Source organism: Thauera aminoaromatica, assembly GCF_000021765.1.
Lineage (GTDB): Bacteria > Pseudomonadota > Gammaproteobacteria > Burkholderiales > Rhodocyclaceae > Thauera > Thauera aminoaromatica.
Genome location: NC_011662.2, coordinates 4,241,325 through 4,257,603 on the forward strand (window position 1 = coordinate 4,241,325; position 16,279 = coordinate 4,257,603).

Annotated in this window: 15 protein-coding genes and 1 tRNA gene; 9 read left to right on the forward strand and 7 right to left on the reverse strand. The window is 68.7% G+C overall.

The window, feature by feature from the left end; translation table 11 throughout:
• Positions 1-3: 3 nt before the first annotated feature.
• The 3 genes from TMZ1T_RS18640 to TMZ1T_RS18650 are packed head-to-tail and all read left to right on the forward strand — an operon-like array spanning position 4 to position 5,425.
• Positions 4-555, forward strand: coding sequence for a YfiR family protein (locus TMZ1T_RS18640; protein ID WP_012586174.1), 552 nt, complete (start codon positions 4-6; stop codon positions 553-555).
• The gene (locus tag TMZ1T_RS18645) at positions 552-3,317 is read left to right on the forward strand and encodes a response regulator (RefSeq protein WP_012586175.1); all 2,766 of its coding nucleotides are present in this window, start codon (positions 552-554) and stop codon (positions 3,315-3,317) included. The genes TMZ1T_RS18640 and TMZ1T_RS18645 overlap by 4 nt, the downstream gene beginning before the upstream one ends.
• Complete coding sequence (locus TMZ1T_RS18650) at positions 3,314-5,425, forward strand: putative bifunctional diguanylate cyclase/phosphodiesterase (RefSeq protein ID WP_012586176.1); 2,112 nt, start codon at positions 3,314-3,316, stop codon at positions 5,423-5,425. The genes TMZ1T_RS18645 and TMZ1T_RS18650 overlap by 4 nt, the downstream gene beginning before the upstream one ends.
• Here TMZ1T_RS18650 and TMZ1T_RS18655 read toward each other — a convergent pair.
• Both TMZ1T_RS18655 and TMZ1T_RS18660 read right to left on the reverse strand, forming a co-directional pair.
• Complete coding sequence (locus TMZ1T_RS18655; protein ID WP_004300241.1) at positions 5,418-5,933, reverse strand: YfiR family protein; 516 nt, start codon at positions 5,931-5,933, stop codon at positions 5,418-5,420. The two genes, TMZ1T_RS18650 and TMZ1T_RS18655, sit on opposite strands and share 8 nt — an antisense overlap.
• Complete coding sequence (locus TMZ1T_RS18660) at positions 5,930-7,945, reverse strand: TonB-dependent receptor plug domain-containing protein (protein WP_012586177.1); 2,016 nt, start codon at positions 7,943-7,945, stop codon at positions 5,930-5,932. Before TMZ1T_RS18660 ends, TMZ1T_RS18655 begins: the two co-directional genes overlap by 4 nt.
• A 69-nt stretch (positions 7,946-8,014) precedes the next feature.
• Between TMZ1T_RS18660 and TMZ1T_RS18665 the strand changes: the two genes are divergently transcribed.
• Positions 8,015-9,919, forward strand: coding sequence for a GGDEF domain-containing response regulator (locus TMZ1T_RS18665; protein WP_012586178.1), 1,905 nt, complete (start codon positions 8,015-8,017; stop codon positions 9,917-9,919).
• A 208-nt stretch (positions 9,920-10,127) separates the two neighbouring features.
• Here TMZ1T_RS18665 and TMZ1T_RS18670 read toward each other — a convergent pair whose 3' ends face one another.
• Positions 10,128-11,645: a helicase HerA-like C-terminal domain-containing protein gene (locus TMZ1T_RS18670; protein ID WP_012586179.1), complete on the reverse strand. Its 1,518-nt coding sequence runs from the start codon at positions 11,643-11,645 to the stop codon at positions 10,128-10,130.
• Positions 11,646-11,918: 273 nt separating this feature from the next.
• Between TMZ1T_RS18670 and TMZ1T_RS18675 the strand changes: the two genes are divergently transcribed.
• From TMZ1T_RS18675 to TMZ1T_RS18695, 5 genes are all read left to right on the forward strand, one after another.
• Complete coding sequence (locus TMZ1T_RS18675) at positions 11,919-12,644, forward strand: YebC/PmpR family DNA-binding transcriptional regulator (RefSeq protein ID WP_004300250.1); 726 nt, start codon at positions 11,919-11,921, stop codon at positions 12,642-12,644.
• A gap of 67 nt (positions 12,645-12,711) precedes the next feature.
• Positions 12,712-13,593, forward strand: coding sequence for a DMT family transporter (locus tag TMZ1T_RS18680; protein WP_004300252.1), 882 nt, complete (start codon positions 12,712-12,714; stop codon positions 13,591-13,593).
• 34 nt (positions 13,594-13,627) lie between these two features.
• A complete protein-coding gene (locus tag TMZ1T_RS18685) occupies positions 13,628-13,945 on the forward strand; it encodes a heavy metal-binding domain-containing protein (RefSeq protein WP_004300255.1) in 318 nt (105 codons plus the stop codon).
• Positions 13,942-14,493, forward strand: coding sequence for a crossover junction endodeoxyribonuclease RuvC (gene ruvC, locus TMZ1T_RS18690; RefSeq protein WP_004300257.1), 552 nt, complete (start codon positions 13,942-13,944; stop codon positions 14,491-14,493). The genes TMZ1T_RS18685 and ruvC overlap by 4 nt, the downstream gene beginning before the upstream one ends.
• Before the next feature lie 171 nt (positions 14,494-14,664).
• Positions 14,665-14,740: transfer RNA gene (locus TMZ1T_RS18695), tRNA-Lys, on the forward strand.
• Positions 14,741-15,047: 307 nt separating this feature from the next.
• Here the strand turns inward: TMZ1T_RS18695 and TMZ1T_RS21440 are convergent.
• From TMZ1T_RS21440 to TMZ1T_RS18710, 4 genes are read right to left on the reverse strand one after another with little or no spacing between them, the layout of a single operon-like run.
• Complete coding sequence (locus TMZ1T_RS21440; RefSeq protein WP_012586180.1) at positions 15,048-15,176, reverse strand: hypothetical protein; 129 nt, start codon at positions 15,174-15,176, stop codon at positions 15,048-15,050.
• Positions 15,173-15,490, reverse strand: coding sequence for a HigA family addiction module antitoxin (locus TMZ1T_RS20725; RefSeq protein WP_012586181.1), 318 nt, complete (start codon positions 15,488-15,490; stop codon positions 15,173-15,175). The genes TMZ1T_RS21440 and TMZ1T_RS20725 overlap by 4 nt, the downstream gene beginning before the upstream one ends.
• Positions 15,491-15,511: 21 nt before the next feature.
• Positions 15,512-15,793: a helix-turn-helix domain-containing protein gene (locus TMZ1T_RS18705; protein ID WP_012586182.1), complete on the reverse strand. Its 282-nt coding sequence runs from the start codon at positions 15,791-15,793 to the stop codon at positions 15,512-15,514.
• Positions 15,786-16,112: a type II toxin-antitoxin system RelE/ParE family toxin gene (locus TMZ1T_RS18710; RefSeq protein ID WP_041589916.1), complete on the reverse strand. Its 327-nt coding sequence runs from the start codon at positions 16,110-16,112 to the stop codon at positions 15,786-15,788. Before TMZ1T_RS18710 ends, TMZ1T_RS18705 begins: the two co-directional genes overlap by 8 nt.
• Positions 16,113-16,279 lie beyond the last annotated feature (167 nt).

A 16,279-nucleotide genomic window follows, 5' to 3' on the forward strand; every position in this document is an offset into this window, starting at 1 on the left:
AGCATGCTCTCACTTTCCATCCGCCCGCCACGACGCCGGCTGCGAGCGTTCATCCTCGGGGCGCTGCTGGCTGGCGTGGCGAACCTCGCACATGCGGGCGACATCACCGCCGAAGAGTACAGGGTCAAGGCATCCTTCCTGTTCAACTTCGCCGCCTTCACCTTCTGGCCGGAGGGTGGAGGTGAAACCCTGTCGATCTGCGTCTATGGTGGCGACCCGTTCGGCTCGCATCTCGACGCGCTCATGGACCGCAAGGTGGGCGAACGCAGCGTGCGCGTACGGCGTGTGGGCAGCGTCGACGCCCTCGTGGACTGCCAGCTCGTGTTCGTCCCCCGACAGATGATCGGCAACCTGGGCCGGGTGCTCGACGGCGTGGACGGCCAGCCCGTCCTCACCGTGGCCGACAGCCCGGGCGCCCTGGCGAGCGGCGTGGTGTTGAACATGGACAGCAGCGCAGGTCAGATCCGCTTTTCTGTCAACCTCGCGGCGGCCCGCCGCCAGGGGCTCGGGCTCAGCTCGAAGCTCCTCAATCTGGCCACCGAAATCAAGCGATGAAGATGTCCCACGACGAAGACGACAACCGCATCACCCTCGGCGAAAAGCTGCGCCGCGTAAGCCAGCGCGCGCTCGGCGCCGCGGTGGCGATGCTCGCGGTGGCGATCACCCTCGGTAGCTTCTTGATCAGCACGCTCGCGCTCGAGAGCAATACTCGGGTGATGGCGCGGGTGCTTGCCGACAATGCCGCCGCCGGCCTGATGTTCCTCGACCACGACGCCGCCACGCGCGTGCTCGCGACCCTGGAGCGCCTGCCGGACGTACGCGGCGCAGCGATCTTCGATGTATCCGGAGCCCCTTTTGCGCGTTACGGCAAGTTCATCGAACAAGGCCGGGAGACGGTGGACTTTTCGGCCGAGCACGCGCACTTCAGCTTCGAGACACTGCACCTGACCCAGCCGATCGTCGAGGGCGGGAACGTGGTCGGGGTGCTCGACCTCGACCTCGATCTGCGTCCGCTCTATCTCCAGGTGCTCGCCCACGGCTCGATTACGGTGCTCGCCGCGGCGATCGCGCTGCTGCTCGCCACCCACACGCTGCGCCGGCTCAACCGCGCGGTGTTGCAGCCACTGTCGACCCTGTCTGCGCTGATGGAGCGCGTCGCCCACACCGAGGACTACAGCGCGCGCGCCGAACCCAGCCGTATCATCGAGCTCGATTCCCTCGCCAGTGGCTTCAACCGCATGCTCGGCCAGATCGCCGAGCGCGATGCACGCCTGGCAAGCCATCGCGACCACCTCGAGGACGAGGTCGCCACACGCACCGAGGAGCTCCTGCGCGCCAAGGAGGCCGCAGAGGCTGCCAGCCAGGCCAAGAGCGACTTCCTCGCGACCATGAGCCACGAGATCCGCACGCCGATGAACGGGGTGCTCGGCATGACCGAGCTGCTCCTCGACAGCGGCCTCAACCACGAGCAACGCCACTTCGCCGAGGCGGTCGAGAACTCCGGTCGCCACCTGCTGGGCATCATCAACGACATCCTCGACTTCTCGAAGATCGAATCCGGCCACCTCGAGCTCGAAGCGGTGGAGTTCGAGCTCGGCGACCTGCTCGAGGACACGCTGGCGATGTTCGCCCAGCCAGCCGAGAAGAAGCGCCTGGAGCTGATCGCCGACCTGCCCCCCGAGGTGCGGCGCTGCGTGCGCGGCGACCCCTTCCGCCTGCGCCAGATCGTCGGCAACCTGGCCAACAATGCGATCAAGTTCACCGAGCGTGGCGAGGTCGTGGTGCGTGCCCGTCTGCTCGGCGAGGGCACTGACGGCTATCGCCTGCGCATCAGCGTCGAGGACACCGGGATCGGCATCCCGCCCCATGCGCAGCAGAAGATCTTCGAGCAGTTCTCCCAGCTCGACGGCTCCACCACCCGCCAGTTTGGCGGCACCGGCCTCGGCCTGGCGATCTGCCGCCGCCTGGTGGGCCTGATGGGCGGCGAGATCGGTGTCGACAGCCGGCCCGGAGCGGGCGCCTGCTTCCATATCGACCTGTGCCTGCCGGCGGGGCAAAGCACCGCCGAAGCCCTGCGCTGCGACGTCGCGCTCGAGCGTGTGCACGCCCTCGTCGTGGATGACAATGCCACCAACCGCGAGATCCTGCTGCGCCAGCTCCACGGCTGGGGCATGCAGGTGGAATGCTCTGCCGACGGCGCGGGCGCGCTGGATCGGCTCGCACGCGCCGCCACGGCCGGCGAGGGTTTCGAGCTCGCCGTACTCGACATGCACATGCCGCACATGGACGGCTTGCAGCTGGCCACCGCGATCCGCGCCAACCCGGCGCTCGCCGGCGTGCGCCTGGTGGTGCTGACATCGAGCTACTCCAGCGCCAGCGTGCGCGAGCGCGAACGCGCCGGCATCCTGCGCTGCGTGCACAAGCCGATCCGCCAGGCCGAGCTGTTCGAGGTTCTATGCAGCGCATTGCGCGCTGTGGACGCAGTGCCAGCGGCCACCGCAGTTGCGGACGAGTGGCGACCGACGCGCGGCGGGCGCGTGCTGCTGGCCGAGGACAACCCGGTGAACCAGCAGGTCGGCCTCGCAATGCTCGCCAAGCTCGGCATCGCGGTTCGTGTCGCCAACGACGGCGAAGAGGCAGTGAAGCTGGCTGCGACCGAAGCCTTCGACCTGATCCTGATGGACTGCCACATGCCGGTGCTGGACGGCTACGAGGCGAGCGCGGCAATCCGCGCATCGGAGCACGCACCGCGCGTACCGATCGTCGCGCTCACCGCCAACGTCATGGAAGGCAACCGCGAACGCTGCCTGGCGGCGGGCATGGACGATTTTCTCGCCAAGCCCTACGCGCTCGAGCAGCTCCAATCCACCCTGCAGCGCTGGATGGCGGCAACGCCCGCGAGCGCGCCGGCGACGCCTTGCGACGCCGCGACCGAAGCCGAGGCGACCGAGGTGACAGAGGCGGCGATCGATCGGACCTTCATCGAGCAGTTCCGCGAGCTCGACCCCGACGGCGGCATGGCACTCGCCGCGCGCATCCTCCGCGTCTATGCCGAGAGCAGCGCCCCCCCCTTCGCCGAGATCGAGCGCGCCACCGCCGCCGGCGACGCCGCGGGACTGCGTCGCGCCGCGCACAGCCTCAAGTCGAGCGCGGGGAACGTCGGCGCCAGACGCCTCGCGGCCCTCCTCAAGGACTTCGAGAGCCTCGGCAAGGACGGCCGGATCGACGACGCGCGCGCCGGCCTCGCCGCGCTGCGCACCGAGCATGCGCGCACGCTCGACGCCATCCATGCCCTGATCGAGGAGTTCGGTCGATGAGCTCGACTCGCATCCTGGTCGCCGACGACGATCCGACCGCACGCCTGCTGATGCAAGCCGCGCTCGGCAAGAGCGGCTTCGAGGTCGCCGTCGCCGAGGATGGCGAGGAGGCCTTGCAGGCCTTCGCGCACGCCACCTTCGACATGGTGCTGCTCGACGTGGAAATGCCGCGCCTGGACGGCTACGCGGTCTGCCGCGAGCTGCGCCGCCGCTGTGGCGACGCGCTGCCGATCCTGATGGTCACCGGCATGGACGACACCGCATCGATCGAGGCCGCCTTCGAGGCCGGCGCGACCGACTTCGTCGCCAAGCCGATCAGCTGGCCGCTTCTTGGCCACCGCGTCCGCTACGTGCTGCGCGCCACCCGCGCCGCCACCGCGCTGCGCATGGCCAACGCGCGCAACGCGGCCATGCTCGACGCCTTCCCCGACACCCTGCTGCGCCTCGACGCGGCCGACCGCATCGTCGAGCTGCGCGCAGCCCCGACCGGCGTGCCCAGCTGCTGCATGCCGGCGGTCGGCCAGACCCTGGCCGAAGCCTATCCGCACGAGGTGGCGACGCTGCTCGCGCAAGCGCTCGACGAGGCCCGCCGCAGCCGGCAGCCGAGCACGGTGGATTTTCCTCTCGCGTGTCGGACCGGACGCCCCTGCCACCAGGAAGCACGGGTGAGCGCAATCGACGACGGCGAGGCCCTCTGCCTGCTGCGCGACATCACCGAGCGCAAGGAGTATGAGACCCGCATCCACCACCTCGCCTATTTCGACAGCCTGACCGGGCTGGCGAACCGGCGCAGCTTCCTGGAGCGGCTCGAGCGCGAGATCCGCCGCGCCCTTCAGAACAAGTGGCGCCTGGCGGTGCTCTTCCTTGATCTGGACCGTTTCAAGAGCATCAACGACACCCTCGGCCACGCTGCAGGGGACGCCCTGCTGCAGCAGGCCGCCGAGCGCCTGCGTGCGATCACCCGCCCGGGCGACATCGTGGCGCACGACACTGATCGCATGGGCACGGCCGAATTCGCTCGCCTCGGCGGCGACGAATTCACCGTGCTGCTGCCGACGATCTCCCGACCGGACGACGCGCTGGCGATCGCCGAGCGCATCCGCGCCAGCATATGCGCTCCATTCGCGATCGAGGGCCAGGAGCTCTGCGTCACCACCAGCGTCGGCATCGCCGTCTTCCCGGACGACGGCGAGGACGCCGCCACGCTGATCAAGCACGCCGACATCGCGATGTACGACGCCAAGGCCAACGGACGCAACGGCTGCCGCTACTACAACCCTGCGCTGACCGCGGAGGCGGTGCATCGCGTGGAACTCGAGGCCGGGCTTCGCCGCGCGCTCGCCCACGACGAGCTCGTGCTGATGTACCAGCCGCAGGTGGAGGTGCGCGACGGCAGTATCGCCACCGTCGAGGCCCTGGTGCGCTGGCAGACGCCCGACGGCAGGCTGGTGCCGCCGCTCGAGTTCATCCCCTTCGCCGAGGAATGCGGCCTGATCGACGCCATCGGCTCCTGGGTGCTGCGTCGCGCCTGCCATGACGCAGCACAATGGCAGCGCCGCGGGCTCGACCTGCGCGTCGCGGTCAATCTGTCGCCGGTGCAGTTCCGCGCCAGCGGGCTGCTCGACAGGATCCGCGAGGCCCTCGCCGACAGTGACCTGCCCGCCGAACGGCTGGAGCTCGAGATCACCGAGAGTGCGCTGATGGCCGACGATGCCGACACCCATGCCACGCTGGCCGCACTGCGCACGCTCGGGATCGGCATCGCACTCGACGACTTCGGCACCGGGTACTCGTCACTGAGCTGCCTCAAGCGCCTGCCGCTGGACAAGCTGAAGATCGACCGCAGCTTCGTCAGCGGCCTGCCCGACGACGTCGACAACCACGCGATCGTGCGCGCGATCGTCGCGCTCGCACGTCACCTGGGCTTCCGCATCGCGGCCGAGGGCGTCGAGACCGCGGCGCAGGCCGAGCTGCTCGGCGAGCTCGAGGCCGACAGCCTGCAGGGCTACCTGTTCAGCCGCGCGGTGCCGGCCGCGGAGCTCGAAGCGCTGGCCTCGCGCAGGTGGCCGCCGGCGCGCGGCACCCAGTTCCGCATCGACTTCAGTTGAGCGGCTGGCGCAGGTTGCGCGCGAGCCCGAGCAGCGCCGCGCTGGGCTTGAGCCCGGCACGGCGGCTGCGCTCGACATCGATCTCGAAGGCGAGGCGCCGGCCCTCGGGCACGATCACCACCGCGACCGGTTGCGGCTGCGTTGCGTCGGTCACGGTCAGCACCGGCGCATCGCCGAGCAAGGCTGCGATGTGTGGCAGGCTGGGCGCCTCGTCCCTGCCGACGTAAAGCAGGTCGCAGTCACGGATCGCGGTCAGCGCACCAAGCCGCGCCACCGCCACGCTGCGCCCATGCACGGACTTGCCCTGCAGCCGGCGCATCGCCTCGGCCACGCCGTCGTCCCCATAGACGCAGAAGTTGAAGCTCGCGCGCGTCGCCGGCGGCCACTGCGTGAGCACGGCGAAGTTGTAGGCGTAGGTGGCCTTGAGGTCGAACTCGGGCAACGCCTGTGCGAGCACGCCCTGCGAAGTCGCCAGCGCGAGCCCGAAAAACAGGTTGCGTGCGCTCATAGCGCGTACCCGACCTGCAGCCAGACGCTGCGCCCGTCCATGCGCAGGCCGTCCTGTGCCACGTCACCGGGCCGCCAGTCGAAGCCCGACACGGTCTCGTAGTCACGATCGAACAGGTTGCGCACGCTCAGCGAGGCCGACAGGCCATGCCAGTCGCGCTCGGTGGACAGGGTCAGATTGGAAAGCGTCACCCCGCCCAGCATGCGCCGCTCGCGGGTCAGGCGCGGGCCGAGATATTGCGTCTCGAGGCCGGCACGCAGCGCCTCGCCCGGCAGCAGGAAGGTGAAGGCGAGCTTGCCGAGCAGGTCGGGCGAGTTGACCGCGTCGCGCCCGTACACATCGCGCGAGCGCTGCCAGGCCACGCTGGCGCGCGCACGCGCCCCGCGCTCCCAGACATGCTCGATCTCGGTCTCGACGCCGCGCGCGCGGCTGCTTCCCTCGGGAACCTCGTCCCCGTCCGCGTTTTCGATCGGCAGGTCGCTGCGCCGGTAGCGGTACAGGGAGCCGGTGAAGCGCGTGTGCGGCGCGAGCTGGCGCTGCAGCACGAGCTCGGTGGCGGCGACGTACTCGGGGACGGCCGTGTCGTCGGACGTCCAGCGGTCGTTGGCGTTGGGCATCTTGAAGGCCTCGCTGTACGAAGCCTTCCAGGTCGTCGCCGGATCCTGCTGCCAGATCAACGCGGCACGCGGGCTGAGGTTGCCGTCGAGATCGTCGGCGTCGTCGTGACGCACGCCCAGGTTGAGCGTCCACTGCTGGTTCAGCCGGTAGTCGTCGGCGACGTAGAGACTGAAGGTGCGGCGCGAAAGCTCGCCGTCGTCACGATCCGTGACTTCGCCAGCGGGCGAGAGGAAGCGGCGGTGGAAGGACTGGCGGTGGTCGTCGCGCAGCTCCGCGCCGAATACCAGCGTGTGGTCGACGAACCAGCGCCCGACGAACTTCTGGTCGAAGCGCCACCACGCGCCGTGGTAGTCGCGCACGCCGTACTTCTCGCCGTCGTCGTACTCGCCGTCCTCGTCGAGGGCGTATTCGCGCTGGTTCCAGTAGGCGTAGCGTCCCAACATCAGACTGGACGAGGAATACAGCTGCAGACCGAGGTCGGTCTCGTGGCGCACCCCGAGGAAGGCACTCTCGTCGCGTGTCGGGAACGGCGTGTTGAAGGCGGTGTATGCGGAGGGGTTCGTGGGTACGCTCTTCTCGCGCTCCACCCACGCCGCCTGAACGGTCCAGCCCGACCACGACAGCTTTCCGAACACGCGCTGGTTACGCTCGCCGTCGAGCCCCTCGGCCACGCCGAAGTTGGTCGCGGGCGTGTCGTAGGCGGGGAAGTACAGGTTGCGGCCATCGACGTCGAGCGTCGAGGCCGAGAGCAGGACCTCGGCGCCGTTGTTGAAATGCTTGCCCCAGGTGGCGCGCTGGCGGCTGGCGCCGCGGCTGGAGATCTCCGCCGACACGCGCGCACCGTCGAAGTCGCGTCCGCGCCGGGTGACGACATTGAGGATGCCGAGCAGCGCGTTGTTGCCGTAGGTCACCGAGCCGGTTCCCGGCACGTACTCGACGCGATCGACCAGTTCCAGGTCGATCAGGCCGGATTCGTCGATGTAGGCCTGGTCGAAGAGGTTGTCCTGCACCGCGTAGCCGTCGATCAGCAGCATCACGCGGCCGGCGTAGTCCTCGACGTCGCCGAAGCTGCGCCCGCCCATGTAGTGGTAGGTGCGCTCGTCGGTGGTGTACAGGCCGCGCATGCCGTTGATGACGTCGGCGAGCGTGCGGTAGCCGTAGGCGCGGATGTCGTCGGCGGTGACGATCGCCACCGCCGCAGGCGAGTCGCTCACCTGGCGTGCGAGCCGCGACGCGGACACGAAATCGCGCAGCAGCAACTCCTCGAAGGGCAGCGCGGTCAGGTCGTCCTGTGCGGCGCCAGCCTCGGACGGGAACGCGAGCAGCACGCCGAGGCCCAGCACGGCCAGCTTCAACCGACGAGGATCCACGACCTTTTCAGCTCCCCACTCCATTCCTGCATATTGGCTGACGCCCGAATCGGGTATCTTATCAGGCTGGTCCCGCGCCCGGCCGTACCCCCGATGAAAACCCTCGAACACATTCCCCTGAACGGCGAACTCCCCAGTCCGAAAGGAGTCGCGCTGGCGATCCTCGAACTGTGCCGCAAGGACGACGCCACGATCGCCGAAGTGGCGCGCATCGCGCAGACCGACCCGGCGCTGGCGAGCCGCCTGATTCGCCAGGCCAACTCGGCGGCGCACGGCGGCGGGCGACCGGTGGCCTCGGTCACCGAGGCAATCATGCGCCTGGGTATGGGCACGGTGCGCAACCTCGCGCTCGGCTTCTCGTTGGTGGACCAATACCAGAACGGGCCCTGCGGACAATTCGACTACCAGGGCTTCTGGTCGCACTCGCTGCTGATGGGGCTGGCGATGCAGAAGTTCAGCAACATGACGGGGGCCGGCGCGAGCGAGGAGCTCTTCGCCTGCGGCCTGCTCGCCCAGGTGGGCCGGCTCTCGCTCGCCACCGTCTATCCCGTCGAGTACGGCCGCCTGCTCGACGGCCAGGACGGTGTGGCGCGCAACCTGGTGGCGCTCGAGCAGGAGCACCTGCAGACCGACCACAACGAGCTCACCGCCGCGCTGCTCGGCGAGTGGGGCATCCCCGGCGCGCTGATCGAGCCGATCTACCACCACGAGGAGCCGGAGCACTCCGGCTTCTCCACCGGCTCGCGCCCCTACCAGCTCGTGCACCTGTTCTACCTCGCCCGCCGCGTCGCCGACCTCGGGCTGGCCGGCGAGAACGAGCGCAACGCCTGCACCGCCGAATTGCTGCTGCTCGGGGGCAGGATCGGCCTCGACGCCGAGCAGCTCGGCGCCACGGTGGACGACCTGGTGCAGCAGTGGCGCACTTGGGGCGAGCTGCTGCGCGTGCCGGCCTCGGCGCTGCCCTCGTTCGCGCACATGTCGGCGGCGCACGCGATGCGCGACGAGAAGAGCGATGGCGCGGCGGCGCTGCGCGTGCTGCTGGTCGACGACGACCCCACCACGCGCTGCATGATGGAGGGCGTGCTGTCCGGGGCGCTCGGCCACGCGGTGGTGTGCGCCAACAACGGTCGCGAGGCGCTTGCGCTGGCGGTCGAGACCCAGCCGCAGATCGTCGTCACCGACTGGATGATGCCGGGCATGGACGGGCTGGACCTCGCGCGTGCGCTGCGCGCGACCGAGTGGGGGCAGACCATGTACCTGATCATGCTCACCGGGCATGAAAACGAGGACGAGGTGAGCGAGGCCTTCGAGGCCGGGGTGGACGATTTCCTGGTGAAGCCGGTCAACGTGCGCACCCTGCGCGCGCGTCTGCGCGCCGCCCGGCACTACGTGCAGCTGCTCGAGGCGTGGGAGCGCGACCGTGCCCAGCTCAAGCAGTTCGCGGCCGAGCTGGCGATCAGCAACCGCCGCCTCGCCCACGCGGCGATGACCGACCTGCTCACCAACCTGCCCAACCGCCGCTCGGGCATGAACGCGCTCGCCAAGGCCTGGGCCGCCTCCAGCCGCTTCGAACAGCCGCTGTCGGTGATGATGCTCGACATCGACCACTTCAAGCGCATCAACGACAGCCACGGCCACGCGGTGGGCGACACCGTGCTGCGCGACGTCGCCCAGGCCATCCAGCAGTCGGCGCGCAAGGACGACAGCATGTGCCGCATGGGTGGCGAGGAATTCCTCGTGATCTGCCCGAACACCGACCTCAAGGCGGCGGTCCAGGCCGCCGAGCGCCTGCGCCGCATGGTCGAGCGCCTGCGCATCCAGGCCGGCGAAACGGAAATACAGACCTCGGTGAGCATCGGCGTGGCCACCCGCGAGGTCGGCATGACCGAGACCGACGCCCTCGTCAATGCCGCCGATCGCGCGCTCTACCGCGCCAAGCAAGCCGGCCGCAACCGCAGCTGCGTGGTGGTGCAGGGGCAGATGCGGTGCTTTCCGTGAGGCGTCGGGAACCGGCCTGCGCGCGGCGCGAATCGGCCGCGGCAGCGCTGAAGCGCGGGATCGCGACTTGCGTCGCTCCTACGAGACCGCCGCGCTCCCGAAGGCGCCTGTAGGAGCGACGCAAGTCGCGATCCGGTAATGGACACCGCGGCGCGCGGCGCTTGCCCGCGCGGCCGCCGGAAGGGATGCAGTCTCCCTCCTATCCCCTTCAGCGCTTGCCGCCCAGCAGCGAGCCCAATATCCCGCGCACGATCTGCCGCCCCAGGCTGCTGCCGATGGTGCGCGTGACCGTCTTGGCGGCGATCTGCACCAGTCCGTCGCGCTTGCCGCCACGCGGGCCGGTGGCGCCGAAGAGGATGTCGCTGACCACACTGCCGGTATCCTCGCCGCCGACCTCCTTCGCCGCCGCGCGGCCTGCCTCGACCGCGGCCTTGGTCGCGGCGCTGGCCTTGAGCAGCTCGTAGGCGGATTCGCGGTCGACCGCCTTCTCGTAGTGGCCGTAGATCACCGAGCCGGCGATCGCCGCCCGGCGCTCGCCGGGCTCGAGCGGACCGAGGCGCGAATCGGGCGCGATGACGTTGCAGCGCTCGGTGATCTGCGGCCGGCCTTTTTCGTCGAGGAAGGAGATCAGCGCCTCGCCCACGCCGAGCTCGGTGATCGCCGCCACGGCGTCGAAGGTCGGGTTGGGGCGCATGGTGTCGGCGGCGGTCTTCACCGCCTTCTGGTCGCGCGGGGTGAAGGCGCGCAGCGCGTGCTGGACGCGGTTGCCGAGCTGGCCGAGCACGGTGTCGGGCACGTCGAGCGGGTTCTGGGTGACGAAATACACGCCCACGCCCTTGGAGCGGATCAGGCGCACCACCTGCTCGATCTTCTCGATCAGCGCCTTGGGCGCGTCGTTGAACAGCAGGTGGGCCTCGTCGAAGAAGAACACCATCTTCGGCTTGTCGGGGTCGCCGACCTCGGGCAGCTGCTCGAAGAGCTCGGACAGCATCCACAGCAGGAAGGTGGAATAGAGCTTGGGCGAGTGGTAGAGCTTGTCCGCGGCGAGCACGTTGATCACGCCGCGGCCATCGGCGTCGGTCTGCATCAGGTCGGCGATGTCGAGCATCGGCTCGCCGAAGAACACGTCGCCGCCCTGCTCTTCCAGCGCCAGCAGGTTGCGCTGGATGGCACCGATCGAGGCGCTGGAGATGTTGCCGTACTCGGTGGTGAAGCTCTTCGCGTTCTCGCCCACGTACTGGACCATCGCGCGCAGGTCCTTGAGGTCGAGCAGCAGCATGCCGTTGTCGTCGGCGATCTTGAACACCAGCGTGAGCACGCCGGTCTGGGTGTCGTTGAGGTTGAGCAGGCGCGCGATCAAGAGCGGGCCCATGTCGGAGATGGTGGCGCGCACCGGATGGCCCTGCTCGCCGAACACGTCCCAGAACACCACCGTGTTGGCACGCGGCGTGTAGTCGTCGATGCCGATTGCGGCCAGGCGCTGCATCAGCTTGTCGGACCTGACGCCCGCGGCGCCGATGCCGGAGAGGTCACCCTTGATGTCGGCGACGAACACCGGCACGCCGATATGGGCGAAGGATTCGGCGAGCTTCTGCAGGGTCACCGTCTTGCCGGTGCCGGTGGCGCCGGTGATGAGGCCGTGGCGGTTGGACAGGCGCGGCAGCAGGCAGATGTCCTTGAACTGGTCCTTGTCGTGCGCGCGCGCGATCAGCATCGGGTCGGCCATTTCATGCTCCTCGGGAATCGATTCGGAATGCACCGAGTTTAGCAGCCCCGCCCGCGGCCTCCCATGGCCCCCGCAGGCGCGGTGGTTCTTCGTGGGAGCGACGCAAGTCGCGATTGCAGCGCATGAAATCCGCGCCAGCGCCGCAGAAACCTCCGATCGCGACTTGCGTCGCTCCTACGTCGCGGTGGCGCCCGCTGCACCCGAGGCGCACACACGGAGCGGGCGCTATAATGCGCGCCTCTTCAATCGCTCGGGCAGCACAGAGGTTCCAATATGGCGGGTCACTCGAAATGGGCCAACATCCAGCACCGCAAGGGTCGTCAGGACGAAAAGCGCGGTGCGGCATTCTCCAAGCTGGCGAAGGAGATCACCGTCGCCGCCAAGATGGGCGGAGGTGATCCCGGCTTCAACCCGCGCCTGCGCCTGGCGGTCGACAAGGCCAAGGGCGTCAACATGCCCAAGGACAAGATCGACAACGCGATCAAGAAGGGCACCGGCGAGCTCGAGGGCGTGAGCTACGAGGAGATCCGCTACGAGGGCTACGGCATCGGCGGCTCGGCGGTGATGGTCGACTGCCTCACCGACAACAAGACCCGCACCGTGGCCGACGTGCGCCACGCCTTCTCCAAGTACGGCGGCAACATGGGCACCGACGGCTGCGTGTCCTTCCAGTTCAAGCACTGCGGCCAGCTCCTGTTCGCCCCCGGCACCAGCGAGGACGCGCTGATGGAAGCCGCGCTCGAAGCCGGCGCCGAAGACGTCGTCACCAACGACGACGGCTCGATCGAGGTCATCACGGGCCCGTGGGAGTTCACCACCATCAAGGAAGCGCTCGAGAAGGCCGGCTTCACCGCCGAGTTCGGCGAGGTCACGATGAAGCCCGAGAACGTCATCGAGCTCGCCGGCGACGAGGCCGCGCGCATGCAGAAGCTGCTCGACGCGCTCGAAGGCCTGGACGACGTGCAGGAGGTGTACACCTCCGCCGAATTCGACGAGTAAGCTCTCCCGACTGCCCCCAGGAAAGCGGCGCCCGGCGCCGCTTTTTGTTTTTCACGGACCCACCGCGATGCCGACTCCGCCCCTGCTCACCCGCCTGACGCCGCTGCTGTTCGTGCTGCTGTGGAGCACCGGCTTCATCGGCGCCAAGTTCGGCCTGCCCTACGCCGAGCCACTCACCTTCCTGAGCAGCCGCTACGTGCTGGTGATCGCTCTGATGAGCCTGCTCGCGCTGGCGATGCGCGCGCCCTGGCCGGCCAGCCCGCGCGAGGCGCTGCACATCGGCGTCACCGGCGTGCTGGTGCAGGCGCTGTACCTGGGTGGCGTGTTCATGTCGATCCACCGCGGGCTGCCGGCGGGCATATCGGCGCTGGTGGTGGGCATGCAGCCGCTGCTCACCGCCGCGCTCGCCGGCGCGCTGCTCGGCGAGCGGGTATCGGCGCGGCAGTGGGCCGGGCTCGCGCTCGGCTTCGGCGGCGTCGCGCTGGTGGTGGGCAGCAAGGCGAACGTGGATGGCGTCGATGGCGGCGCGCTGATCCACATGCTCGTCCCCGCGCTGGCCGCGCTGCTCGGCATCACCGCCGGCACCCTGTACCAGAAGCGCTTCTGCCCGCGCTTCGACCTGCGCACCGGTTCGGTGATGCAGTTCCTGCCCAGTCTGGCGATCACCGCACTGATCGCCAGCCAGACCGAGACGATGCGGATCGAGTGGACCGGCGACTTCGTCTTCGCGCTCGGCTGGCTGGTGCTGGTGCTGTCGATCGGCGCGATCAGCCTGCTCAACCTGCTGATCCGCAGCGGCAGCGCGGTGAACGTGGCGAGCCTGTTCTACCTGACGCCGCCGACCACGGCGCTGATCGCCTGGGCGATGTTCGACGAGAAGCTATCCGCACTCGCCATCGCCGGCATGGCCATCGCCGTCTCGGGTGTATGGCTGGCGCGCAAGGGCTAGAATCGGGGCTCCTCCCACTCCGCAGGAGCATGCCATGCTGATGACCACCACCTCGAGCCTCGACGGCCAGCCGATCCGCCAGTACCTCGGCGTGGTCAATGGCGAGGCCATCATCGGTGCCAACCTGTTCAAGGACATGTTCGCCTCGATCCGCAACGTGGTCGGCGGCCGCGCGGGCAGCTACGAGCGCACGCTGGCCGACGCCCGCCGCATCGCCATGGAAGAGATGGAGGAAGCCGCGCAGAAGCTCGGCGCCAACGCGGTGATCGGCATCGACGTCGACTACGAGGTCCTCGGCCAGGACAACGGCATGCTGATGGTGTGCGTGAGCGGCACCGCGGTGAAGATTTGAGCGCTGCCGCAAGCACGCACGTCGCCACCCGCATCCTCGGCCTCGACCCCGGGCTGCGCATCACCGGCTTCGGCCTGGTGGACCAGCTCGGCACCCAGCTGCGCTACGTCGCCAGCGGCTGCATCAGGACCCGGGACGGAGAACTCCCCGCCCGCCTCAAGACCCTGCTCGACGGCGTGCGCGAGATCGTCGACACCTACCGGCCGGATGTGGTCGCGGTCGAGAAGGTCTTCGTCAACGTGAATCCGCAATCCACCCTGCTGCTCGGCCAGGCCCGCGGCGCGGTGATCTGCGGCGCGGTGGCCTGCGACCTGCCGGTGGCCGAATACACCGCACTGCAGGTCAAGCAGTCGGTGGTCGGCTACGGCAAGGCGCACAAGGAACAGGTGCAGCACATGGTGCAGCGCCTGCTCGCGCTCGACGCCAGCCCCGGCCCCGACGCCGCCGACGCGCTCGCCTGCGCGATCTGCCACGCCCACGGCTCGCGCGGCCTCGGCGCCCTCCCCGGCGTCGGCACGCGTCGCCGCGCCGGCCGCATCCTGGGCTGAGCGCGGCCGGGCCTCCGGAAGCGTGGCATTTCCAGCGGAGTGCCAGAAGGCGCAAGCGCGGTGGCCGGGTTCCGCGCCTGCGCGAGACGAAAAATCTGTTGCACTGCGCCAAACCTGCACGTATGATGCGCGCTCTTCGATCGGGCGCCAATCCGATCCGCCGCAAGGCACGGGGGTATAGCTCAGTTGGTAGAGCAGTTGACTCTTAATCAATTGGTCCTAGGTTCGAGTCCTAGTGCCCCCACCAACAAATTCAAGCACTTAGGCCAATCTTTCGAGGTTGGCCTTTTTGCTTTTTGGCGTTTGGGTAGGAATGGAAAACGTCGGCCCTTCCCGATGCCACGCGCTCGGCCACCTCCGCCTAGCAGCAGCGCCAGCATGTCCGCGAAAATGTCCGGCCTCGGTCTGGGGCGCGTTTCGCTACCCTCTTGCCCTGGCGGCGTGCCAGAAAAGAAACCCGGCGCGGGGCCCGTCTTGGTGGTGATGCTGGCGCTGGTCAAGCGTGCGCGGCCTGTCGGGTCAGTTGTGTGCGTCAAGTTGTGCAAAAGGGTTGATCAGGTAATCGGTTGATTCCGGGTTGCCGGGCGCGGGCGGTGAATGCGGGTGCCCGGCCCGGGATGCCCTTCGGCGTGTTCGATGGCCTCTTGCAGACCGAGCTTGATGCTCTCGAATGCGGCTTTCATGGCAGTCTGACTGCCGCCACTTCTGGCGCTCGCTGCACCACAGGCGCACCAGCGGCGCGAGCCTTCCACAAGCCATAGGCGTCTTGCTGCGCAATCCAGGCGTCTGCACTGCCTCCGTTCTCCACGCCAAGCCAACCTTCGAGGCGCAAGGCCATTTCCGGCGATATTGCAGCGCGGCCGTTCAGCACGTGAGACAAGGCGGCGCGGGTCACGCCAAGTTGCGCGGCGGCGTCGGTCACGGTCAGGCCCAGAGCAGGAAGAACATCCTCCCGGAGCGCTTCGCCAGGGTGCGGCGGGTTGTGCATCCTCGTCATGGTGCTGCCCTCAGCATTCGGTCAGGCGCTGCGCTCCAGGCGCACCACCGCGCGGCTTCCGGTCGCCTCGGCATAGCGGGCCAGCGTGCGCATGCTCGGCATGGTGCGGCCACTCTCCAGGCGGGCGATGGTCGACTGCGTCGTGTGCATGCGCTCGGCAAGCTCGGATTGAGTCAGGCCGGCGCGGGTGCGGGCGGTGATGAGTTCGCGGGCAAGCTCGAACTCCGGCGCTTGCGCGTCGTACTCGGCGCGGGCCTCGGGGTTCGCCAGAATGCGGGCCTTCAGGGCGGCAAGCTCAGTCATTGGTCAGGCTCCTCAGTCGCGCTTGGGCCGTTTCGATGGCCTTGCGCGGAGTTTTCTGGGTCTTCTTGGTGAAGACGTGCAGGACCGTCAGGCGCTGCCCGGTGCGGGCCACATAGACGGCGCGGGCGATGCCGTCGCGGCCGGTCATGCGCATTTCCCACAGTTTCCCTTCCAGCGGCCGAATATGCGGCATGCCCACCTTCTGCGGGCCGAAGGATTCCAGCAACTCGGCAATGTGCAGGAAGCGGGCTTGCATGTCGGCGGGCAGCGCCAGCAATTCGGCCTCGGCCTCCGGGATAACGGTAACGGTCCAGTGCATAGAGTATCGCATTTCTGATATGTTCCCGCGCATGTCGTCAGGCGGCGCGCTGCCCCAGGGCGGACCACGTTCGAGGGCGCGCGCTCCGCTTGGCGGATGGCCTCTAGCCGTGCCTCCCAGGCCACCAATGCGGCGCACTTCTCGTCGGTGCAGGCGTGCCGATCGTA